The 21988-nt window shown below is 32.7% G+C and carries 20 protein-coding genes; 12 read left to right on the plus strand and 8 right to left on the minus strand.

The window, feature by feature from the left end; genetic code table 11:
• Positions 1–170 precede the first annotated feature (170 nt).
• The 4 genes from ACJJV4_RS16595 to ACJJV4_RS16610 form a co-directional block, all read right to left on the minus strand.
• On the minus strand, positions 171–2000 hold the full coding sequence (locus ACJJV4_RS16595; RefSeq protein WP_405296484.1) for an ABC transporter ATP-binding protein: 1830 nt from the start codon (positions 1998–2000) through the stop codon (positions 171–173).
• 37 nt (positions 2001–2037) lie between these two features.
• Positions 2038–3768 (minus strand): phospho-sugar mutase, encoded by a 1731-nt coding sequence (locus tag ACJJV4_RS16600; RefSeq protein ID WP_405296486.1) that lies wholly within the window; start codon positions 3766–3768, stop codon positions 2038–2040.
• 119 nt (positions 3769–3887) lie between these two features.
• Complete coding sequence (locus tag ACJJV4_RS16605; protein WP_405296488.1) at positions 3888–4838, minus strand: glycosyltransferase family 2 protein; 951 nt, start codon at positions 4836–4838, stop codon at positions 3888–3890.
• Positions 4839–4877: 39 nt separating this feature from the next.
• The gene (locus ACJJV4_RS16610) at positions 4878–5408 is read right to left on the minus strand and encodes a DUF4199 domain-containing protein (protein ID WP_405296490.1); all 531 of its coding nucleotides are present in this window, start codon (positions 5406–5408) and stop codon (positions 4878–4880) included.
• 161 nt (positions 5409–5569) lie between these two features.
• Here ACJJV4_RS16610 and ACJJV4_RS16615 point away from each other — a divergent pair, with 161 nt between their 5' ends.
• From ACJJV4_RS16615 to ACJJV4_RS16630, 4 genes are all read left to right on the plus strand, one after another.
• The gene (locus ACJJV4_RS16615; RefSeq protein WP_405296492.1) at positions 5570–5821 is read left to right on the plus strand and encodes a type B 50S ribosomal protein L31; all 252 of its coding nucleotides are present in this window, start codon (positions 5570–5572) and stop codon (positions 5819–5821) included.
• 129 nt (positions 5822–5950) lie between these two features.
• On the plus strand, positions 5951–7126 hold the full coding sequence (locus ACJJV4_RS16620) for a GlmU family protein (RefSeq protein ID WP_405296494.1): 1176 nt from the start codon (positions 5951–5953) through the stop codon (positions 7124–7126).
• Between the two features lie 87 nt (positions 7127–7213).
• On the plus strand, positions 7214–8125 hold the full coding sequence (locus tag ACJJV4_RS16625) for a TolB family protein (RefSeq protein WP_405296496.1): 912 nt from the start codon (positions 7214–7216) through the stop codon (positions 8123–8125).
• A 49-nt stretch (positions 8126–8174) separates the two neighbouring features.
• The gene (locus ACJJV4_RS16630) at positions 8175–8885 is read left to right on the plus strand and encodes a lysoplasmalogenase family protein (RefSeq protein ID WP_405296498.1); all 711 of its coding nucleotides are present in this window, start codon (positions 8175–8177) and stop codon (positions 8883–8885) included.
• A gap of 19 nt (positions 8886–8904) precedes the next feature.
• On the opposite strand, the gene ACJJV4_RS16635 is transcribed toward ACJJV4_RS16630, so the two are convergent.
• Positions 8905–10536: an ABC transporter substrate-binding protein gene (locus ACJJV4_RS16635; RefSeq protein ID WP_405296500.1), complete on the minus strand. Its 1632-nt coding sequence runs from the start codon at positions 10534–10536 to the stop codon at positions 8905–8907.
• Between the two features lie 88 nt (positions 10537–10624).
• Between ACJJV4_RS16635 and mtaB the strand changes: the two genes are divergently transcribed.
• Complete coding sequence (gene mtaB / locus ACJJV4_RS16640; RefSeq protein WP_405296502.1) at positions 10625–11953, plus strand: tRNA (N(6)-L-threonylcarbamoyladenosine(37)-C(2))-methylthiotransferase MtaB; 1329 nt, start codon at positions 10625–10627, stop codon at positions 11951–11953.
• A 123-nt stretch (positions 11954–12076) separates the two neighbouring features.
• Positions 12077–12472, plus strand: coding sequence for a hypothetical protein (locus ACJJV4_RS16645; protein ID WP_405296504.1), 396 nt, complete (start codon positions 12077–12079; stop codon positions 12470–12472).
• A gap of 74 nt (positions 12473–12546) precedes the next feature.
• Here ACJJV4_RS16645 and ACJJV4_RS16650 read toward each other — a convergent pair whose 3' ends face one another.
• Positions 12547–12843, minus strand: coding sequence for an N-acetyltransferase (locus tag ACJJV4_RS16650; protein WP_405296506.1), 297 nt, complete (start codon positions 12841–12843; stop codon positions 12547–12549).
• A 122-nt stretch (positions 12844–12965) separates the two neighbouring features.
• Between ACJJV4_RS16650 and ACJJV4_RS16655 the strand changes: the two genes are divergently transcribed.
• Positions 12966–13631, plus strand: coding sequence for an alpha/beta hydrolase (locus ACJJV4_RS16655; RefSeq protein ID WP_405296508.1), 666 nt, complete (start codon positions 12966–12968; stop codon positions 13629–13631).
• A 34-nt stretch (positions 13632–13665) separates the two neighbouring features.
• Positions 13666–14586, plus strand: coding sequence for a lytic transglycosylase domain-containing protein (locus tag ACJJV4_RS16660; protein ID WP_405296509.1), 921 nt, complete (start codon positions 13666–13668; stop codon positions 14584–14586).
• A 73-nt stretch (positions 14587–14659) separates the two neighbouring features.
• Here ACJJV4_RS16660 and ACJJV4_RS16665 read toward each other — a convergent pair whose 3' ends face one another.
• Complete coding sequence (locus ACJJV4_RS16665; RefSeq protein WP_405296511.1) at positions 14660–15235, minus strand: DUF2892 domain-containing protein; 576 nt, start codon at positions 15233–15235, stop codon at positions 14660–14662.
• A 292-nt stretch (positions 15236–15527) separates the two neighbouring features.
• On the opposite strand from ACJJV4_RS16665, the gene rpmH reads away from it, so the two are divergent.
• From rpmH to ACJJV4_RS16685, 4 genes are all read left to right on the plus strand, one after another.
• Positions 15528–15689, plus strand: coding sequence for a 50S ribosomal protein L34 (gene rpmH / locus ACJJV4_RS16670; RefSeq protein ID WP_042495769.1), 162 nt, complete (start codon positions 15528–15530; stop codon positions 15687–15689).
• Positions 15690–15803: 114 nt separating this feature from the next.
• Positions 15804–18656 (plus strand): carbamoyl-phosphate synthase large subunit, encoded by a 2853-nt coding sequence (gene carB / locus ACJJV4_RS16675; protein WP_405296514.1) that lies wholly within the window; start codon positions 15804–15806, stop codon positions 18654–18656.
• A gap of 131 nt (positions 18657–18787) precedes the next feature.
• A complete protein-coding gene (locus ACJJV4_RS16680; protein ID WP_405296516.1) occupies positions 18788–20347 on the plus strand; it encodes a glycerol-3-phosphate dehydrogenase/oxidase in 1560 nt (519 codons plus the stop codon).
• Positions 20348–20521: 174 nt separating this feature from the next.
• Complete coding sequence (locus tag ACJJV4_RS16685) at positions 20522–21316, plus strand: SHOCT domain-containing protein (protein ID WP_405296518.1); 795 nt, start codon at positions 20522–20524, stop codon at positions 21314–21316.
• Positions 21317–21414: 98 nt separating this feature from the next.
• Here the strand turns inward: ACJJV4_RS16685 and ACJJV4_RS16690 are convergent, their stop codons facing one another.
• Positions 21415–21951 (minus strand): acyl-CoA thioesterase, encoded by a 537-nt coding sequence (locus ACJJV4_RS16690; RefSeq protein ID WP_405296519.1) that lies wholly within the window; start codon positions 21949–21951, stop codon positions 21415–21417.
• Between the last annotated feature and the right edge of the window lie 37 nt (positions 21952–21988).

Here is a 21988-nt window from a genome sequence, read left to right on the forward strand (position 1 = left end):
AAAAAGGATTAAATGTAAATATTTTTTGGTTTGTAAGATAATTTACCATAAATTTGCTTCAGAAACCTATTTAAGTTGTTAGATGTCCCCAAATCTAGCATTAACCTACAAAAAAAGGATAGAAGCCCCCAAGTCTCTATCCTTTTTATTTTTTGTAAAATGTTGTGTTATTATTCGAAACTTTGCATATCTACAAGTTTTTTATAAACACCATTTTTATCAATAAGTTCTTGGTGTTTGCCTTGCTCTACAATTTCGCCTTTATTTAAAACTACAATTTGATCTGCATTTTGTATGGTGGAAAGTCTATGTGCAATAACTATAGACGTTCTGTTTTTCATCATGTTTTCTAGAGCAATTTGTACTAAGCGTTCGCTCTCGGTATCTAGGGCAGAGGTGGCCTCATCGAGTACCATAATTGGTGGGCTTTTAAGTACAGCACGCGCAATACTTAAACGTTGTTTTTGTCCGCCAGAAAGCTTATTTCCTGCATCGCCAATATTGGTTTCAATACCTTTTGGTAAATCTTTAACAAACTCCCATGCGTTTGCAATTTTTAAGGCATCAATAACTTCATCGTCTGTAGCGTTTTGTTTACCTAGTTTTAAGTTGTTTTTAATGCTTTCGTTAAATAGAATAGCATCTTGTGTTACAATACCTAACTGCGCACGTAAAGCACTTGTTTTTAAATCACTAATGTTGATACCGTCTATTAAGATTTCTCCTTTGTTTACATCGTAAAAACGAGTAATTAAGTTCGCTATAGTAGACTTGCCACTACCAGATTGCCCTACTAGAGCAACGGTTTTTCCTTTAGGAATGGTTAATGAAAAATCTTTTAAAACATAATCGTCTTGATATTTGAAAGAAATGTTTTTAAATTCAATTTCAGAATCGAAACTCGTTTTGTCGATAGCTCCTTCTTTATCCTTTAAAGGGTTTGGAGCTTCTACGATTTCCTGTATTCTTTCCGCAGCAGCGTTACCTTGTTTAATGTTATAAAGTCCTCTGGAAATTGCTTTTGCCGGAACTAAAATGTTATATGCTAATCCCATATATGCGATAAAAGAACTTCCGTCTAGTGTTTTGTCAACTAGAACTAGTTGTCCTCCGTACCATAAAAGTATAGAAATAACTAATATACCCAAGAATTCGCTAGCTGGTGATGCTAAGTTTTGTCGGTTAAGTAATTTGTTAGAAAAATTATAGAATTTACCTGTTGAATCAGAGAATTTTTCATAAAATCTATCTTCAGAATTAAAACCCTTTATAATACGAAGACCTGTTAATGTTTCTTCCAAAGTTGATAGTGTAATACCTTGCTCTTTTTGAACACGATCTGATTTTCGTTTTAAGCTTTTTCCTATTCTGGAAATAACCAAGCCAGAAAGCGGAATAAAAATAAATACAAAAACGGTTAAAGGCACACTTATTAAAAGCATCATAACAATAGTAAAAATAATTGTAAGTGGTTCGCGAACAATAAGCTCTAGTGCTGGTAGCATAGAATATTGTAAAGTTGCTACATCGCCAGTTACACGTGTCATGATATCTCCTTTTTTTTGTTCAGAAAAATAAGAAAGAGGTAGGTCTACAGTTTTTTTATAGACAGTATTTCTAATATCTCTAACCACACCGTTTCTTAAAAATACCATGAAGTAATTGGCTAAATAGCCAAAAATATTTTTTAAAAGAAATAATATTATAATTAAGCTAACTACAATAAGTAATGCTTTTTGGGGATCATTATCTGTGTGCAGGCTTACTTGATAAGCTAAATAGTCTTTATAAAAATCTTTAAGACTAGATATGCCTTTATATACCGGTTCTGCAATGATTGCAGTAGGGTCTTTTTTTTCAAATAAAATATCTAGCATTGGTATTAATGCTATAAAAGAAAGTGCCCCGAATAACGCATAAAACACATTAGATATAATGTGTCCTATGGCGAAATTTTTATAAGGCTTAGCATACCGAAGTATGTTATAAAAATGATTCATCTAAATTGATGCTTATTTTATTTTAATTATTTTGAACCTAAATAAGGTTCATGCTTTTTAAGATGTCTTCAGTTTTAGCATCCAGTGAAGCTTCAGTTGTTTTAAAATCTTCAACAGATGTTAATGCTGTATTTACACTTACATAAAACTTAATTTTTGGTTCGGTTCCACTTGGTCTTAAAGCGACTTGGCTTCCATCTTCAGTATAATAAATTAATACGTTAGATTTTGGAACATCAATAGTAGATTCTTCACCTGTAATCATGTTTTTTGAAATTGATAAATCGTAATCTTCAAATTTTACAACTTTAGAGCCATTAACAACTTTAAGTGTATTGTTACGAGCATCCGTCATCATTTGTTTGATTTCTTGAGCACCTTCAATACCTTTTTTGGTTAATGAGATTAATTTCTCTTTGTAAAAACCATGTTCTGTATATAATTGAAGTAATTCATTAAAGAATGAGCTTCCGTTAGATTTTGTAATAGCAGCAATTTCGCAAGCTAATAGGGTAGAGGTCACGGCATCTTTATCGCGAACAAAATCGCCAACCATAAAACCAAAACTCTCTTCACCACCACCAATAAAGTCTAATTCTGGGAAATCGTGAATTAATTTAGCAATCCATTTAAAACCTGTTAAAACAATTTTACTTTCTACACCGTAAGATTTAGCTAGTTTTGTTAGCATAGGAGTAGATACAATGGTAGACGCAATAAATTCTTTACCTTTAATTCTATCTTCTGCTTTCCATTGTTTTAGTAAGAAATCAGTCATCATTAACATGGTCTGGTTTCCGTTTAGTAGTTGTAGTTCTCCATCAGCATTTCTAACGGCTACACCTAAACGATCACAATCTGGATCGGTACCAATAACAATATCTGCATTTACTTTATCGGCTAATTCTAAAGCCATTTTTAAAGCAGCAGGTTCTTCTGGGTTTGGAGATTTTACTGTTGGAAAATCTCCATTTGGCACTTCTTGTTCCTTTACAATATGTACATTTTTGTATCCAGCACGTTTTAATGTTTCTGGAACTGCGGTAATTGATGTACCGTGTAATGATGTAAATACAATAGTTAAATCGTCTTTAGCGGCTTGAGTTGCACCAACTGAACCGTTTTGAACCGATGCGTTGATAAAAACATCATCAACATCCTTACCTATATATTGAATTAGATCGTTGTTTGCTTCAAACTTAATGTCGGCATAATCTAAATCGTTAATTAAACTAATAACACCACCATCATGCGGAGGGACTAATTGCCCACCATCTTGCCAATATACTTTGTAACCGTTATATTCCGGTGGGTTGTGAGATGCTGTTAATACAATACCACAGTGGCAGTTTAAATGTTTTACTGCGAAAGATAATTCTGGTGTAGCACGTAAATCTTCAAATAGATAAACTTGAATACCGTTTGCTGAAAATACATCGGCAACTAATTTTGCTAGAGATTTACTGTTATGTCTACAATCGTAAGCAATTACAGCTTTGGGAGTTTCATTCGGGAAAGATTTATGTAAATAATCACTTAAACCTTGTGTGCTTTTACCTAAAGTATATTTGTTAATACGGTTTGTGCCAACGCCCATAATACCGCGCATACCACCTGTACCAAATTCTAAATCTTTATAAAAGCTTTCTTGTATGTCTTTTGGGTTGTTTGCAATACTATCTTTTATAGTTTTTTGCGTTTCCTCATCAAAAGCTGGAGTTAACCAGGCGTTTATTCTGTCTAAAATTTTTGGTTCAATGTGTATCATATGTGTATAATTAGTTGTGTAACAAATGAGAACAAAAGTAATCAATTGTTAAAGAATATGTTTTAAAAACTGGCGATTTTGATGCCATTAAAAGTGTTTTTAACTATTTCTTAATGATTTCAGTTTAAATTTAATTCATCTTTAATTAAATACCGTTTTTTATCGGGTCTGTTTCTTAATATAATTTCACCTAAAAAACCAGCAACAAAAAACTGAGTACCAATAACCATGGTAGAAAGAGCAATGTAGAATTGTGGGCGTTGGGTAATTAACCTACCTGCACGATCTAAAAACAGTTTATCAATACCAAGGTAAAGAGCAAATGCAAAGCCAATGGCAAACATTATAAAACCGAGGGCTCCAAAGAGGTGCATAGGTCGCTTTCCAAAGCGTGATAAAAACCAAATGGTGATTAAATCTAAAAAACCATGAATAAAGCGGTCCATGCCAAATTTAGTTTCACCATATTTCCTGGCTTGGTGTTGTACTACTTTTTCGCCAATATTAGAAAAACCTGCATTTTTTGAAAGTACCGGAATATACCGGTGCATTTCTCCGTTAACATCAATATTTTTTACTACCTCGTTTTTGTATGCTTTAAGGCCACAGTTAAAGTCGTTTAGTTTTACACCCGATGTTTTTCTAGCAGCCCAATTAAATAATTTTGATGGAATATTTTTAGCTATAACGGAGTCGTATCGCTTTTTCTTCCACCCAGAAACTAAATCAAAACCGTCTTTAATAATCATATTATAAAGGTCTGGAATTTCATCTGGGTTATCTTGCAAATCAGCATCCATGGTAATAATTACATCACCTTCTGCTTTTTCGAAACCAGCATGCAAAGCTTGAGATTTACCGAAGTTTCGTAAAAACCTAATCCCTTTTACATTGTTGCTTTTATTAGAAAGCAGCGTAATTATGTTCCAAGATTCATCATTACTTCCATCGTCAATAAAAATAATCTCGTACGCAAATTGGTGCTTTTGCATAACGCCAGCAATCCAATCGTGTAATTCGGTTAAAGAGTCTTGTTCGTTAAGTAGTGGTATAACTACTGATATATCCATGTAATTTTTTTCAGATAATAAAATTCAAAAATACTGAAATTATTCTGCGTCAGGATTCTTTTTTTTCATAGCTGCAGCAACTATTAATCCAATAATACTAAACATTACTAGGTAGCCAGCTAAACCTTTAATAATATTGACTAAAGAATAATTGTTTTGAGCCTCCATATTTTCAACGGTTTGATCAATAATATCAGTTGGCGAATTAAAGCCTTCCATCATTTGTACTGTTTTCTCAATAGTAATCTCTTTTAAAACAGTTGCTGCTTCTGGGTCGATAAAGTTGAATAGTACATAAGAAACTAATGTGCTAATTAGTAAGCCTAAAGAAACCGTAATAAAGTATGCCGTAAAAGCTTCTTTAAAAGTTGCAAAGCTGTTTTGTGCTTGTTTGACTTTGGCCACAGAGATAATTCCGAAAACAATAATAGCAATTAATATAAAGACGCCTAGCCAAGTATTAACAAGCAGTTCAATATTGACAGCGTAAGGAATGATGGTTATTAAAGCAAGAAATGCCCCTAAATACAATCCGAAATTAGTAGCGATAGATTTTAATGTTTTTTCCATGATATTTTGATTAAATTATTTTAGTTGAATTGTTAGTGTTCAAAGATACTAAAACGTTACATTTGTAGCAGTAAAAAATAAAATGCAAAAAATATTGTGAATTTATAAAATTTACTTAAATTTGCACTTCCAAAATTGAAAAGAATAAAAAGCATTTAGCGATGAGAAAAGGTATACACCCAGAAAATTATAGATTAGTAGCGTTTAAAGATATGTCTAACGAAGATGTATTTTTAACAAAATCTACAGCAAATACAAACGAAACTCTTGAGGTTGACGGTGTTGAATATCCATTGGTAAAAATGGAGATTTCTAGAACGTCTCACCCTTTTTACACTGGTAAGTCTAAATTAGTAGATACAGCTGGTCGTATTGATAAGTTTAAAAACAAATACGCTAAGTTTAAAAAATAAATTTAGCCTACATTTAATATATAAAGCCTTCATATTTAATATGGAAGGCTTTTTTGTTTTCTACATTTAAGTTACATTTGAAATAATAATTGAAGTTTATATTGGCAAACTTTTAATTTTACACTTAAAATGAATTATATACTTTTTGACGGTCCTTCAAGGAACAATTTATTGCCTTTTACCTACACAAGGCCTGTTGCAGACATTAGAGTTGGCATATTAACTATTCGTGAAAAATGGGAAGCTTATTTAAGTTGCACGACAACAACGATAACCGAAGATTATTTAGCTGATAAATTTCCGATGGTGGAAATGGAAGTTAATGTCATGATTAATGCATCCTATTTGCCTAACGAGGCTTTAGTTTCTAAAATTAAAGCGTTAGAAGAAAATCAAGCAATCTTTCAAGGGGATGATGTTATTGCGTTTTATGCAGTAGAAGGACAAGAAGATATTGATTTTGATGATTATAAAGCTATTGATTTTAACGACGATATATTAAAAATTGAAAACACTTGGGATATTTTCTCTAAAAACGGAGATGCTATTAAAGCCGATTTTGAATTATTGACTGAAGACCGCAAATCTGAAGCTATTTCTGAAACTAATAATATTATAGCTCCAGAAAATATTTTTATAGAAGAAGGCGCAAAGCTAGAATATGTTTCTTTAAACGCCACAAAAGGCCCTATATATATAGGGAAAGATACGGAAATTATGGAAGGAGCTCTTATCCGTGGTCCTTTTGCTTTGTGTGAATCTTCTATTATAAAAATGGGTGCTAAAATTTATGGTCCAACAACTGTAGGTCCTCATTGTAAAGTTGGCGGCGAGGTTAATAATTCTGTTATCTTTGGCTATTCCAATAAAGGGCACGAAGGCTTTTTAGGGAATTCAGTATTAGGTGAGTGGTGTAACTTAGGTGCCGACACTAATAACTCTAACCTGAAAAATAATTATGCCGAAGTACGTTTATGGGATTACCAAACAGAAGGTTTTGCAAAAACAGGATTACAGTTCTGTGGTTTAATGATGGGCGACCATAGTAAATGCGGAATTAACACCATGTTTAACACCGGAACCGTTGTGGGTGTTAGTGCTAATATTTTTGGAACAGGATTTCCGCGTAATTTTGTTCCTAGTTTTTCTTGGGGAGGCAGTAGTGGTTTTTCCACGTATTTAACTAAGAAAGCTTTTGAAGTTGCTAAAATGGTTACGAGTAGACGTGGTATTGGCTTCGGGGATGAAGATCAGGCTATTTTAGAACATGTTTTTGAAGAAACAAAAAAGTTTAGAAGAGAATAGATTTCAGCCCAACAAGAGAGTGATTAAGTTCTCTAGAAGCTTTAAATTATTCAAGTATTTGTATATTTGTTTAAATGTCAGTTTATTATGGTGAGGCTTATAGTTTGTGCTTTTTTATTTTTTAGCGGAATAGTTTTAGCTCAAAATGAAAATTATGTCGTTGAGAATTTGAGTTTTAACAATGAAAATCCGCATTTCGGATTAATGCGCGTTGGCGATGCCGTTCTAATGACTTCTTATCAACTAGATAAAAAAGGGCGCGTAAAACGTGTTCAAGGCCAGCCCAGATTAACAGTGTTCCAAGGAAATATTAAGAACTCGGAGACAATAGAGAACTTATCTCTACTTCAAATAGATCCTAAAGCAGGTATTCCTCAAATTACGAGTGCAACTTTATCTCAAGACGGTAATCTCATTTATATTACTACAGTCTATACCAATAAAAATAAACCAAATGTTAGGTTTAAAGAAACTAATTTTCATTTAGAAGTTGGTGAGTTTAAACCCGGTGTCGGGTTTACCAATTTTAAAGTGCTCCCGTTTTGTAAGCCTAGATTTTCTTATGCACACCCTGCACTGAGTCCGGATGGAAAAATTTTATATTTTACGGCAAACATAAAGGGTGGTAAGGCAAATACCAAAGGGGGTTCAGATATTTTTAAAGTCGATATTTTAGATGATACTACCTTTAGTGAGCCCGAAAACTTGGGGGCTACTGTAAATTCTTATGGAAAAGAAATGTTTCCTTTTATAGCCTCGGATAATACGCTGTATTTTTCATCTAATCGGCCAAACGGTTTTGGAGGTTACGATTTGTATAAAAGTAAAATAAATGATGATGGTACTTTTGAAAAAGCAGAAAAACTTGAAAAACCATTAAACAGTGTTAAGGACGACTTGTCTTTGATAATGAATGCAAATAATACATCTGGGTTTTTATCGTCCAAACGCTTAGGCGGAAAAGGAGATGATGATATTTATGTTTTTAAAAACAAATAGGTAGGTAATTACCTATCTTGTCAAAAAAATAAGTCAACTAATATGTTCTATGAGTATTTTTTTTAAAAATATTTACTTGTTTTCTATAGTGTTTTTTATTGCTGTAATATTGGATAATTTGGTAAAGCAAAATCTAGATACATCTTTTCATCGTCATATTACCAAAAGTATAGTAACTGGTTTATTGTTGGTGTATTATTTAGTTAACAAAAACGATAAGGTTCCAAAATTTAAATCTAATGCCGTAGTTATTGGGTTAATTCTTTTTAGTATTGGCGGTATTTTTGGTGTGCTCATGAATAATAGTTACACATTTTTTTTACTCTCTTTTGTGTTTTTTGTTGCTGGCAAATTTTTTTATGCTGTAAGATTGGTAAAAAACCATGATTTTAATTTTAAAAGAATCCTCTTTTTTCTGTTATTCTTTAGTTTGTATATGTTCGTGCTTGTTAACGAAATTTACGAAAATATTGGAAATTTACTCGTTATAATAGTTATTTATTTTTTTATATCTATAGTTTTATTGGCCTTTGCGTTCGTTAGGAAAGAATTTGTTTGCTACAAAAGTTATGTCTTAGTCTTTTTAGGTTTGTTGCTTTTTGTGATATCCGAGAGTATGTTAGTTGTAAAGCTTTACGGAAGTACTTTTGCTTTCGAGGGGCCAATGCTTCTTATTTTATATGAATTGGGTCAGTATTTGTTTATTCTTGGGGTATTGGAAGAAGTTTTACTGAAATCCGTTGATATCGAGCAGATTTAGTACGGTATTACTAATCAGCCTAAACTTTATTTTCTTGTTTTTTAACCTGTTTTAGCTCTAGCAAGTTTATTGGATTTATGCCTAAATCCTCAACATTTTTTCTGCTAAATCGTACAACTTCATCATAAAATAATGGAATTATAGGCGCTTCTTGCATAACTAAAGAATCCATTTTGGAGTAAAGTTGTTCTCTTTTCTCTGTATTAGTTTCAATAAATGATTGTTCGTACCACGTATCAAATTGATTATTTTTAAAGTGTGTGTAATTAGGTCCGTTTGGTGAAAAGTTTTTACTATAAAATAGAGATAAATAGTTTTCAGCATCGGGATAATCTGCAACCCAACTGGCTCTAAACAAGTCTAATTTATTATTTGCTTTGGCGTCTTTTAAAGTAGCAGCAGGTATAACATCGATGTTTACTATAAGGCCGGTTTTCTGGAGTTCACGCTGTATATATTCGCAAAAACTTAAATAGTTTCTAATAGTTGTAATTGTAATTTCTGGGCTTTGTTTGCCAGTTTCAATTTTATATTGTTCTACTAATTCTTTTGCTTTTTCTGGTTTATAACTAAAACCCGTATTGGCATTGTAGCCAGGTAAGCCTTTAGGGATAAAACCGCCGTTGGCGGGAATACCAACGCCGTTCCGTAAGTAAATCATCATTTTTTTTCGATCAAAACCGTAGTTAATTGCTTGTCTTAATAATTTTGACTGCGTTTCAGAGGTTTCAGAATCTAGGTTAAATCCTAGATATTCTGTGTTTAAATATGGGCCACGAATTAATCTAGATGTTTTTTCATAAGAGTCTCTCAATCTACCGTCGGCAGTTAAAATTTCATCTTTATATGATGCGTCTAAGCCAGAAACAAAATCTATGTTTCCTTGAGCAAATTGCATAAATTCACTTTGTTTATCTGGTAAAAAGGTAATGGCAACCGCTTCTAAATAAGGTAAGCTGTTTCCATTTTGGTCTTTTTCAAAATAAGTTTCATTTTTTCTAAAAACGAGCTTAACATTTTCTTCCCAACGTTTAAATTTAAAAGGTCCCGTACCAATAGGGTGCGATCTAAAGTCTGAATTGTAATGTCTAACAATTTCTTTGGGTACAACCGAGCAGTATTTCATAGTTAATAAACCTAGAAATGCCGGAAAAGGTTGTTTTAATTTAATTTGAAAAGTTGTATCATTTACAACTTGAAATTGGTCTACTTTGCTTAAAATCCAACTTCCAGGAGATGCAATTTGTTTGTCTAATAACCGGTTTAAGCTATAAGCAACATCATTGGCAACAACTGTTCTCGTAGAGTCTTTGCCAAATAGCATGTGTTTATGGAAATAAATATCGTTTCTAAGAGTAAAGTTGTATGTTTTTGCATCTTCAGATATCTCCCAGCTCTTTGCAATACAGGGTATTACATTTAGGTTGTTGTCCATTTGTACTAAGCCATTAAATAGCTGGTTAGTAGCCCAAATATCGGCGATGTCTTTTGAGAATGCTGGGTCTAGCGATCCGATGTTCTTATGCTCATTATACCGAAAAACGAGATGGTCTTTTGCTTGATTTGAATTGCTTTCGCAAGAAAAAAAGAATAAAACAAGGCAACTAATTGATAGGTAGTTTATTATTTGACTAGTAACATGTTTTATCATATAACTTATTAATTGTAAATTTGCAGACTTTTAAATGTAAAGATAATTTTAAAAAGATCTTGAAACAAGTAGAGGATAACAAAATATAATGAATAAAAAAGTCGCATTTTATACTTTAGGTTGTAAACTGAATTTTTCTGAAACATCAACTATTGCTAGAAACTTTGATGATGAGGGGTTTAGTCGTGTGGATTTTTCTGAAAAGGCCGATATTTACGTAATTAATACCTGTTCGGTAACCGAAAATGCAGACAAACGTTTTAAGACTATTGTTAAACAAGCTCAAAAATCTAATCCAGATGCTTTTGTTGCCGCCGTAGGTTGTTATGCTCAATTAAAGCCTCAGGAACTAGCCGATGTAAACGGTGTAGATTTGGTGCTTGGTGCTACAGAGAAATTTAAAATTACTGATTATTTAAACGATTTATCTAAAAACGATTTTGGCGAGGTGCATTCTTGCGAGATTGAAGATGCCGACTTTTATGTAGGATCTTATTCTATTGGAGATCGCACACGTGCTTTTTTAAAAGTTCAAGATGGTTGTGATTATAAATGTACCTATTGTACTATTCCTTTGGCACGTGGTATTTCTAGAAGTGATACCATGAAAGGGGTTTTGAAAAATGCACGTGATATTTCAAAACAAAACATCAAAGAAATTGTTTTAACCGGCGTTAATATAGGTGATTATGGCAAAGGAGAATTTGGAAACAAAAAGCACGAACATACGTTTTTAGATTTAGTTACAGAATTAGATAAAGTAGAAGGTATTGAGCGTTTGCGAATTTCATCTATTGAACCTAATTTATTAAAGAATGATACTATCGATTTGGTTTCGAAGTCTCGTGCTTTTGTGCCGCATTTTCATATACCATTACAATCTGGGAGTAATGAAATTCTTAAAAAAATGAAACGTCGTTATATGCGCGAACTGTATGTAAATCGTGTTTCAAAAATAAAAGAAGTAATGCCACATGCTTGTATAGGTGTGGATGTTATTGTTGGGTTTCCAGGAGAAACGGATGAGCATTTTTTAGAGACGTATAATTTTTTAACCGAGTTAGAGATTTCATATTTACACGTGTTTACATACTCAGAGCGGGATAATACTGAAGCGGCAGAAATGGACGGTATTGTACCAGGGAATGTACGTAGCAAGCGCAGTAAAATGCTACGTGGGTTGTCAGTAAAAAAACGGCGTGCATTCTACGAAAGCCAATTAGGAACGGTAAGAACTGTTTTATTTGAAAGTGAGAACAAAGGCGGTTACATTCATGGGTTTACAGAAAATTATGTAAAAGTAAAAACACCATGGAATCCTGAATTTGTAAACACGTTACATGCAGTTACGTTAACAAAAATTGACGACGACGGTATAGTGCGTTTCGATTTTGTTAAGCAAGATATAGTGGCTTAGTAGCCCTGTTTTCCTGTTAGGTTGATTTATGTGATTTTTATCGATTTTATTTTGCTAACGGTTGTTTACTAATGTAAGTTTACTCTAAAATTTTTTTGATATTCGGTATTGTAATTAATTGCTATGAAAAAAAACTTAAAATTATTAACCTCTATATTGGTTGTTTTTCTCTTTATGTCTTGTTCTAGTGACGATGATAATAAAGATAAAGATTCTATTTTATTAGGTGTTTGGCAAACTAGCGAGGTTAGTACAGAAGCAACAACTACATTTACATTGGTTTTTGGAGACAATAATACAGGATTGAGTATATATGCTATAGAAAATAATACAGGCGAACAAACATCGAGTTTAGAATCTTTTAATTGGGAGCTAAACGGTAAAGTGGTAACGCTTTTAGATGTTGATACGTCTCAAAATAATTACGAAATAAATGATGAAGGTCAGCTAGTTTTAAGTGGGTCTGCAGGAGTGATTATTTTGGAGAAAATATCCGAAGATTATTCCAGTTATTATTAACAAGAATATTGACATATAAAAATAAAAAATCCGAAGCTAAACTTCGGATTTTTTATTTTTAATTATTTTTAAAATTAAATTCTTACGCCTACAGGAAGCATACGTTTGTACTTTCTATTGCTTCTAACAAATTTTGCTATTTCTGGGCAAGTAGGCATTACGCTTAAGTTTCTTTCAGCTATCTGATCAAACACAGCTGCTAAAAAATCTTTACTAAAGTTTTCATCCTTTATGCCTTCTGGAATAATAAGTTTTGTTAAAAAAATTTTTCGTTCTTGTAGTGAATATTCAATTATGGCCAATTGGTCATCGATTTTAATTTCAAATTGACGTAAAAAATCATTGTCAATCAATTCAGCAGCTTCAACCATATCATAAATTTTTTAAAATTATTTGCAAACTTAAAATAGTGAGTACTATTTTTGTATAAGTTTGTCGTGCAAAAGTACGAAAAAAAAACGTTATATTATAGTTAAATAGAAGTTAATCCCTTATGCATCAAGAGCTAATACATGTTTACCTTATGCCAGGAATGGCTGCTAGCCCGTTAATTTTTGAAAACATTAAATTACCCCAAGATGTTTTTGAAATTCATTTATTAGAATGGATGATACCTATTGAAAATGAATCGCTTAGTGATTATGCACTGCGGATGACGAAACATATAAAACACGACAGCGTTGTTCTATTAGGGGTATCTTTTGGAGGTGTTCTAGTTCAAGAAATGGCTAAGCATATTAAAACGAAGAAAGTAATTATAGCCTCTAGCGTTAAATCTATGCACGAATTACCAAAGCGTATGATTCTGGCTAAAACAACTAAAGCCTACAAATTGGTACCAACACAACTCGCCTCAAATATAGATGTATTCGAGAAGTATGCGGTAGGCAGCGTAGTTAAAAAACGTATTGAACTTTATCAAAAATACCTGTCGGTTAATGATAGTCGATATTTATCTTGGGCCATTGAGCAAATGGTTTGTTGGGAGCAAGAAGCGGCTCCTGAAGATATTATACATATTCATGGAGATGCCGATGGTGTTTTTCCTATTAAAAATATTAAAGATTGCCATGTTATCAAAAATGGAACACATATTGCAATTATTAATAAGTATAAATGGTTTAATGAAAATTTACCTAAAATTATATTAGAAAACTAAATAAAAAACTTACATTTAAAATAAAAAAGTAAAAATGAAAATAGTACAAAAAGCCTTAGCATTAGTAGGATTATTAAGTTTGTGTTTATTGTTTATTAACGCCTTTCAAGAAGCTCCAACTGATGAGAATTTTGAAACCAAATTAATAAATGATTATAATGTATATGCTTTGCAAGTTCCCGAAAAGTTAGATTTTGCTGGAGAGTTAATGCCTTTAGAGAATCCAGATATTTTAGAGCGTATGGATAGAGAGTTATTAGTAAATACCTATTGGCAATCTAATGGATTATTAATGTTTAAGCGTTCTAAAAAGTATTTTCCTATTATAGAACCTATATTGGCGAAGTATGGCGTGCCAGACGATTTTAAGTATTTATCTGTTATAGAAAGTGGCTTAACCAACGCTGTATCTCCAGCAGGAGCAAAGGGGTTTTGGCAAATAATGCCAGCCACAGGAAGAGAAAATGGTTTAGAGGTTAATAGTAATGTAGATGAGCGTTACAATTTAGAAATGGCGACAGAAGTGGCATGTAAGTATTTGTTAAGAGCCAAAGCACAATTAGGATCTTGGACGTTAGCTGCTGCTGCGTACAATGCCGGAAATGCGGGTATTTCTAGACGTTTAAAAGAGCAAAATGTAAACGAGTATTACGATTTGCTTTTAGGTGAAGAAACAGGACGCTATATGTTTAGAATAGTAGCTTTAAAAGAAATTCTGTCTAATCCAGATAAATATGGTTTCAATTTTAGAGATAAGGATTTATACAGCCCAGTACCAACTTACAAAGTAGAAGTAGATACAGCAGTAACAGATTTTACAAAGTTTGCAGAAAATTATGGTATTAATTACAAGATTTTAAAACTTCATAATCCTTGGCTACGTGAGCCTCACTTAAACAATAGGTCTAGAAAGCAATATTATATTGATATCCCTAAAGAAGGCTATTACAATTAATATTAATTTTAGAACAAAAAAAAGCCAATACTCAAGTATTGGCTTTTTTTTGTTCTAAAATATCTAAATATTTTTATCCTCTACGTTTTTGAGATCTTACAGAACCTCCAGCACCATAATGTTGAGTAGGCCCAACAGCGCGTTTCATGTTGTCTTTCATCATTTTTATTTGGTCGGTTAGCATACCTTGTTTATCTAGTTTTGTAGCTTCAGTAAGTAATTTTTGAGCTTCTATTTTTCTTCTTTTAGAAAAAGCAATACCAGCTAAGTTTAATTTAGCCATGGCTAAATCATGATCCATAGATAAACCTAGTGAAATAGCTTTTTTAAAATATTTTTCAGCATCATTCATATTAGATTGTGATACCATAATACCATGTAAATAGTTATAGTAACCTTGCTGTTTTTTTACTAAAGCCGACTCTGGGTTTTTAATTTTATTTAACCATTTTGTAGCACCTTCAAAATCTTGTTTTCTAAGTTTTAGGAAAGCCAATAAAATAAATTCATTTTTAAAGTATAAAAAGATAAATATTAGGGATAGTAAAATAAGCATAATGCCATTCCCTATATAACCTTCTGTAAATTGATAAACTGCAAAAGCTATAATTCCTGCAGCGATAATAAGTTTTATAATTTTATTGTACATGGTTAAGTTTTAGTATGAAATTAGAAGAAATAATCCCTCTATTTAACTATTAATTGTGCAAAGAAACTAAATTTTTATGAAAAACAAATGAAACCTTTATCATAAAAAATGCTAACGAAGTCAAATATATTGCGGTGTTCTCTGTGTTTTCGTTGAGAATAAAAATATTCTAACTTTTTTTCTAATAACATTTGTCAAAGTGAAAAGTCTTCGTATATTTGCCGTCAGTTTTGGGGAACACTCAGAACCAAAGATTTAAAAAAATACAATTCAGTTTTAAAGATACAAGATAATGAGTAAAAGAACTTTTCAGCCTTCTAAGAGAAAAAGAAGAAACAAGCACGGTTTTAGAGAAAGAATGGCTTCTGCCAATGGTAGAAAGGTATTAGCACGTAGAAGAGCTAAAGGAAGAAAAAAATTATCTGTTTCTACTGAAACTAGACATAAGAAATAAATGATTAACAATTGTTGATAAATTAAAGGTGTTACTTAAGTGTAATGCCTTTTTTTATGTCAACTGATTACTATTTTTGCAATTCATTAAGGGACAATAAAATAACGAGTAAAAATGCCAAAAAATTCAAAACTAAAATCGATACTAATTATTGGCTCAGGACCAATTGTAATTGGACAAGCCTGCGAATTTGATTATTCAGGAACTCAAGCGTTGCGATCGCTAAGAGAAGAAGGAATAGAAACTATTCTTATCAACTCCAACCCAGCAACCATCATGACCGATCCATCAATGGCCGATCATGTATACTTACTTCCGCTTACTACAAAATCGATAATTCAGATTTTAAAAGATCATCCTCAAATTGATGCAGTTTTGCCAACAATGGGTGGGCAAACAGCTTTAAATTTATGTATTCAGGCTGATGAAAAAGGAATTTGGAAAGATTTTGGTGTGGACATTATAGGTGTTAATATTGATGCCATTAATATTACTGAAGATAGAGAGAAGTTTAGACATTTGATGTTGGATATTGGTATTCCAATGGCGCCTCAAGCAACTGCAACTTCATTCTTAAAAGGTAAAGAAATTGCTCAAGAATTTGGTTTTCCTTTAATTATTAGAGCATCCTTTACTTTAGGTGGAGCAGGTGCTTCTTTTGTATATAAAGAAGAAGATTTTGATGAATTATTAACACGCGGATTAGAGATTTCTCCAATTCACGAGGTTATGATTGATAAAGCTTTAATAGGTTGGAAAGAGTATGAGTTAGAGTTGCTTAGAGATGCTAACGATAACGTTGTTATTATTTGTTCTATTGAAAATATGGATCCAATTGGTATTCATACCGGAGATTCTATTACGGTTGCTCCAGCCATGACATTAAGCGACAAAACATTCCAGAAAATGCGTGATATGGCTATCCATATGATGCGAAATATAGGTGATTTTGCAGGTGGATGTAACGTTCAGTTTGCTATTTCTCCAGATGAGAAAGAAGATATTATCGCTATTGAAATTAACCCACGTGTATCTCGTTCTTCTGCATTAGCGAGTAAAGCAACAGGGTATCCAATTGCTAAAATTGCTGCAAAATTAGCTTTAGGTTATCACTTAGATGAATTAAAAAATCAAATTACTAAATCTACATCGGCACTTTTTGAGCCAACATTAGATTATGTAATTGTAAAAATACCACGTTGGAACTTTGATAAATTCGAAGGATCTGATAGAACTTTAGGGCTTCAAATGAAATCTGTAGGTGAGGTTATGGGTATTGGGCGTTCTTTTCAAGAAGCTTTGCACAAAGCAACACAATCTTTAGAAATTAAGAGAAATGGTTTAGGTGCCGATGGTAAAGAAAACAAAAATTACGAGCAAATAATTGAAAAATTAACTTATGCTTCTTGGGATCGTGTCTTTATTATTTATGATGCTATCGAAATGGGAATTCCGTTAAGTAGAATTCACGAAATCACGAAAATTGATATGTGGTTCTTAAAGCAATATGAAGAATTGCATATGCTTAAGAACGAGATTTCTACCTTCAAAATAGATACCATTCAAAAGGATTTATTATTAGAAGCTAAGCAAAAAGGATATGGTGACCGCCAAATAGCACACATGTTGGGTTGTTTAGAAAGTCAAGTATATAATAAACGTGAAGAACTTGGTGTAAACCGTGTTTACAAATTAGTAGATACTTGTGCAGCTGAGTTTGAAGCGAAAACACCTTATTACTATTCAACTTTTGAAAGTGATATGGAAACTGCAGACGGTAATCGTTATGCAGATAACGAGAGTGTTGTTACAGATAAGAAAAAGGTAATTGTTTTAGGATCTGGACCAAATAGAATTGGTCAAGGTATTGAGTTTGATTACTGTTGTGTGCATGGTGTTTTAGCTGCAGCTGAGTGTGGTTACGAAACCATCATGATTAACTGTAACCCAGAAACGGTTTCTACCGATTTTGATACAGCCGATAAATTATACTTCGAGCCTGTATTCTGGGAACATATCTATGATATTATTAAGCATGAAAAACCAGAAGGTGTAATTGTTCAGTTAGGTGGTCAAACCGCATTAAAACTAGCAGAAAAATTAACGAAATATGGAGTTAAGATATTAGGAACAAGTTTCGAAGCTTTAGATTTAGCTGAAGATCGCGGACTGTTCTCTAACATGCTTAAAGAAAATAATATTCCTTATCCAGAATTCGATATCGCAACAACAGCTGATGAAGCTGCTGCTATTGCAGATGTGTTAGACTTCCCAATATTAGTACGTCCATCGTACGTTCTTGGTGGTCAGGGTATGAAAATTGTAATTAATAAGGAAGAGCTTGAAAAGCACGTTGTAGATTTATTAAGTAGAATGCCAGGTAACCAATTACTTCTAGATCATTATTTAGATGGGGCTATCGAGGCTGAAGCTGATGCTATTTGCGATGGAGAAGATGTATACATCATCGGAATCATGGAGCATATCGAACCTTGTGGAATTCACTCGGGAGATAGTAACTCACTACTACCACCTTTTAACTTAGGTGATTTAGTGATGGAGCAAATAAAAGATCACACTAAAAAAATTGCTTTAGCACTTAATACAGTTGGGTTAATCAATATCCAATTCGCGATTAAAGATGATACGGTTTATATTATTGAAGCCAATCCAAGAGCTTCTAGAACGGTACCATTTATTGCAAAAGCATATGGAGAACCTTATGTAAATTATGCAACTAAAGTAATGTTAGGCGAAAAGAAAGTTAAAGACTTTAATTTCAATCCTAAACTAGAAGGTTACGCTATTAAACAACCAGTATTTTCTTTTGATAAGTTCCATAATGTAAATAAGAAACTGGGACCAGAAATGAAGAGTACGGGAGAAAGTATCTTATTTATTGATAGTTTAAAAGATGATGCTTTTTACGATTTATATTCAAGACGTAAAATGTATTTAAGTAAATAATATTAAGTCAATTTATATTTAAAACCTCGCAATTATGCGAGGTTTTTTGTTTTTTAAAGTTATTCTAGTTGATGGTATTTTGATTAACTTCGTTTGTAACTAATAGCCCTCATAAAATAAAGTAAGTCTACATGAACAGAGAAGACATGATGTATAAGTTAAGGAACGATTCTAAAACTTACGATTTTATAATTATTGGAGGTGGGGCAACTGGAATTGGTATTGCTTTAGAGGCTTCAGCACGTGGTTACTCGGTGGTGTTATTAGAGAAATCCGATTTTACAAAATCTACATCTAGTAAAGCCACCAAGTTAATGCATGGAGGCGTAAGATATTTAGAGCAAGGCGATATTGCTTTGGTTCGAGAAGCTGTTGTAGAGCGTGGCTTAATGTTGCGTAATGCACCTCATATAGTAAAAGTTCAATCGTTCATTATTCCAACCCATGGCTGGTACGATGAAATATTGTACACTGTTGGTTTAACTTTTTACGATTTATTAGCAGGAACGTTAAGCTTTGGTAGATCTAAATATATCTCAAAACAAGAAACTTTAAAACGTATTGCCTTAATAAATCCAGATAAAATTTCTGCAGGTGTTACGTATTACGATGGCCAGTTCGATGATTCTCGTCTTGCCATAAATACGTTGCAAACAGCAGTAGGAATGGGCGCTATTGTACTTAATTATTGTGGAGTAAATACTTTACTTAAAAATGAAAATGGACAAATAACTGGTGTTAAAGTTAAAGATGAAGAGTCTGGTGAATTATTCGAAATAAAAGGAAAGCAAGTTGTTAACGCCACAGGTGTTTTTGCTGATGATATTTTACAAATGGATGCGCCAGGCTCTAGAAAAACAATTGCTCCTAGTCAAGGCGTGCATTTAATATTAGATAAATCGTTTTTACCAGGAGATGATGCGATTACTATTCCGAAAACAGATGATGGTCGTGTGTTATTTCTAGTACCATGGCATAATAAAGTTATTATTGGTACAACAGATACGCCAGTAGAGCATGGATCTCTCGAGCCAGTAGCTTTCGAAGAGGAAATTGAATTTATTTTAAATACTGCAAGTCGTTATTTAACTAAAGCACCAAAAAGAAGTGATGTATTAAGCGTCTTCGCTGGTTTACGGCCTTTGGCAGCTCCTAAAGGAAAAGGGAATAAAACCAAAGAGATTTCTAGAAGCCATAAAATATATACTTCAAAATCAGGACTTTTAACTATGGTTGGTGGCAAATGGACCACATTTAGAAAAATGGGAGAAGATTTAGTGAATAAAGCCGAGAAAAACCATAAATGGGAGCATAGACCTTCAAAAACTAGAGATTTAAAAATACATGGTTATCAAAAAGACGTCGATTTTGATAATGCTTTATATTTCTACGGAAGTGATAAAGATGCACTTCTTAAGTTATCAAAACAAAACGGATGGGATCAATCTATAAGCACTTCTATGTCTGTAATACAAGCTCAGGTCGTTTGGGCTGTAAGGCATGAAATGGCTAGAAAAGTTGAGGATTTCCTTGCACGTCGTGTACGTTGTCAATTATTAGATGCTAAAGAGAGTGTGAAAATGGCGCCGGCAGTAGCTAAGATAATGAGAGAATTGCTTGAAAAAGATCAAGCATGGGAAATCAATCAGATAGCAGATTACGAAAAATTAACTTCAAATTATATATTATAAAAACAGTCTTTTTCTCTAAAATATTAAGCGATTGTTACGAAAGAAACTTCTTTCGGATTTAATGTGAAATAAAAGCTAAACTTCTGTTTAAAAGATGGTTATTGATATTACTATAGACTACCTTTGCAGCAAAATTGTTAGGTTAACAATTTTAACTAAAAAGAGAAATATAATATGAATGCAATATTCACAGATGCTAGTTTTCAGAATATGACGAATGTAGCAAACCGTTATGGAGTAAGCGTTAATGCCGTAACAGATTTAACGCAAGCCCTTATGCGAAGTAATGGTACAATGGCCCAATTTAATATTTCCGAATTAGGCGGCGGAGGTCAGTGGATGCAAGGAGGCATGACCATGGTAGGCGATATGTTTAACAATCAACTTAAATCTACTGTAGATGGTTTATGTGTTGAATTATCTAATTTAATAAATCAAGGAGGGATACAGTATAAACCGTTGCCAAAAGTTGAGAACCAAAACGGATTTCAAGCTGGTTCTGGTAATTGGTGGGGAAATTTAGGTTTTCCAAATTCTACAGGAAGCCAAAACGGAACGAGCTATGCTATTTTTTCTAATATTGGTCGTTTAGCGATTCAACAAAACGGGAAGGTAACTGTTTTTGATACGTTAGATAATCAAATAGGTGGAGTAGGTCAACAACAAGGTGGTAATTATTCAGTGACGTTTACAAGTCAATATGGCACGGTAGATTTAAATACACTACCAATTGTTTCGGGTGAAGATAATAGACCTAAGCCAGCACCGGTAAATAACAACATAATCCAAAATCAGCCAGAGCCTATATTTGAAGAGCAAGCACCTGTAAATACGGGTAACACTAATAGTAGTGCTTTAGAAGAAGATATATTTATGAAAATAGAAAAGTTAGCAACTTTAAGAAATAAAGATATACTTTCAGTTGAAGAGTTTGAAAACAAGAAAGCCGAATTATTAGGTAGATTATAATAAGGAGCTTACATTAAACAAGTTCAATTAATTGAAATAATTTCATTCAGTTAATTGAACTTTTTTTATGTCTTGAATTTATAAAAGAATATATCTTCTTATAAATTTACTTGTACGTTTTGAGTTTTTACAAAATCGATATGTTCTTCAATTTTAAAATCTGAAGAATTAAATCGCGACGATCTTTTTCTAGCTTGGTCTTGCCTTACAATACTACGAGCAAAGCGTCTAACACCTTGTTCTGTATCTAATATTAAACCAGGAACGGGTACATTATTACCATCTTCATCTTTGGCAACCATAGTAAAATACGATGAGTTACAATGCTTAACTTCTCCGGTTTGTATGTTTTCCGATTCTACACGTAAACCAATCACCATAGAAGTTCTTCCTGTGTAATTAACAGAGGCTTTTAATGTTACTAATTGGCCGACTTCAATAGGGTTTAAAAAATCTACTTTGTTTACAGACGCCGTTACACAATAGTGTCTAGAGTGTTTAGAAGCGCAGGCAAATGCAATTTGATCCATTAAATATAAAATATGTCCACCATGAATCTTTCCACTAAAATTAGAGTGGGACGGAAGCATTAATTCTGTAATTGAAACTTGAGATTCTTTAGGATGCTTAAACATAAAATTTTAGTCGTTTAGTTTTAATAATACAGCGAAA

This window comes from Algibacter sp. Ld11, from assembly GCF_045066735.1.
Lineage (GTDB): Bacteria > Bacteroidota > Bacteroidia > Flavobacteriales > Flavobacteriaceae > Algibacter.

Bases quoted from the DNA above. Each gene is read 5' to 3' on its own strand.
- ACJJV4_RS16595 (WP_405296484.1), bottom strand. From the start codon at position 2,000: ATGAATCATTTTTATAACATACTTCGGTATGCTAAGCCTTATAAAAAT.
- ACJJV4_RS16620 (WP_405296494.1), top strand. From the start codon at position 5,951: ATGAATTATATACTTTTTGACGGTCCTTCAAGGAACAATTTATTGCCT.
- mtaB (WP_405296502.1), top strand. From the start codon at position 10,625: ATGAATAAAAAAGTCGCATTTTATACTTTAGGTTGTAAACTGAATTTT.
- ACJJV4_RS16680 (WP_405296516.1), top strand. From the start codon at position 18,788: ATGAACAGAGAAGACATGATGTATAAGTTAAGGAACGATTCTAAAACT.
- ACJJV4_RS16660 (WP_405296509.1), top strand. From the start codon at position 13,666: ATGAAAATAGTACAAAAAGCCTTAGCATTAGTAGGATTATTAAGTTTG.
- ACJJV4_RS16650 (WP_405296506.1), bottom strand. From the start codon at position 12,843: ATGGTTGAAGCTGCTGAATTGATTGACAATGATTTTTTACGTCAATTT.
- ACJJV4_RS16645 (WP_405296504.1), top strand. From the start codon at position 12,077: ATGAAAAAAAACTTAAAATTATTAACCTCTATATTGGTTGTTTTTCTC.
- ACJJV4_RS16690 (WP_405296519.1), bottom strand. From the start codon at position 21,951: ATGTTTAAGCATCCTAAAGAATCTCAAGTTTCAATTACAGAATTAATG.
- ACJJV4_RS16625 (WP_405296496.1), top strand. From the start codon at position 7,214: ATGGTGAGGCTTATAGTTTGTGCTTTTTTATTTTTTAGCGGAATAGTT.
- ACJJV4_RS16685 (WP_405296518.1), top strand. From the start codon at position 20,522: ATGAATGCAATATTCACAGATGCTAGTTTTCAGAATATGACGAATGTA.
- ACJJV4_RS16655 (WP_405296508.1), top strand. From the start codon at position 12,966: ATGCATCAAGAGCTAATACATGTTTACCTTATGCCAGGAATGGCTGCT.
- ACJJV4_RS16630 (WP_405296498.1), top strand. From the start codon at position 8,175: ATGAGTATTTTTTTTAAAAATATTTACTTGTTTTCTATAGTGTTTTTT.
- rpmH (WP_042495769.1), top strand. From the start codon at position 15,528: ATGAGTAAAAGAACTTTTCAGCCTTCTAAGAGAAAAAGAAGAAACAAG.
- ACJJV4_RS16665 (WP_405296511.1), bottom strand. From the start codon at position 15,235: ATGTACAATAAAATTATAAAACTTATTATCGCTGCAGGAATTATAGCT.
- ACJJV4_RS16635 (WP_405296500.1), bottom strand. From the start codon at position 10,536: ATGATAAAACATGTTACTAGTCAAATAATAAACTACCTATCAATTAGT.
- ACJJV4_RS16605 (WP_405296488.1), bottom strand. From the start codon at position 4,838: ATGGATATATCAGTAGTTATACCACTACTTAACGAACAAGACTCTTTA.
- ACJJV4_RS16600 (WP_405296486.1), bottom strand. From the start codon at position 3,768: ATGATACACATTGAACCAAAAATTTTAGACAGAATAAACGCCTGGTTA.
- carB (WP_405296514.1), top strand. From the start codon at position 15,804: ATGCCAAAAAATTCAAAACTAAAATCGATACTAATTATTGGCTCAGGA.
- ACJJV4_RS16610 (WP_405296490.1), bottom strand. From the start codon at position 5,408: ATGGAAAAAACATTAAAATCTATCGCTACTAATTTCGGATTGTATTTA.
- ACJJV4_RS16615 (WP_405296492.1), top strand. From the start codon at position 5,570: ATGAGAAAAGGTATACACCCAGAAAATTATAGATTAGTAGCGTTTAAA.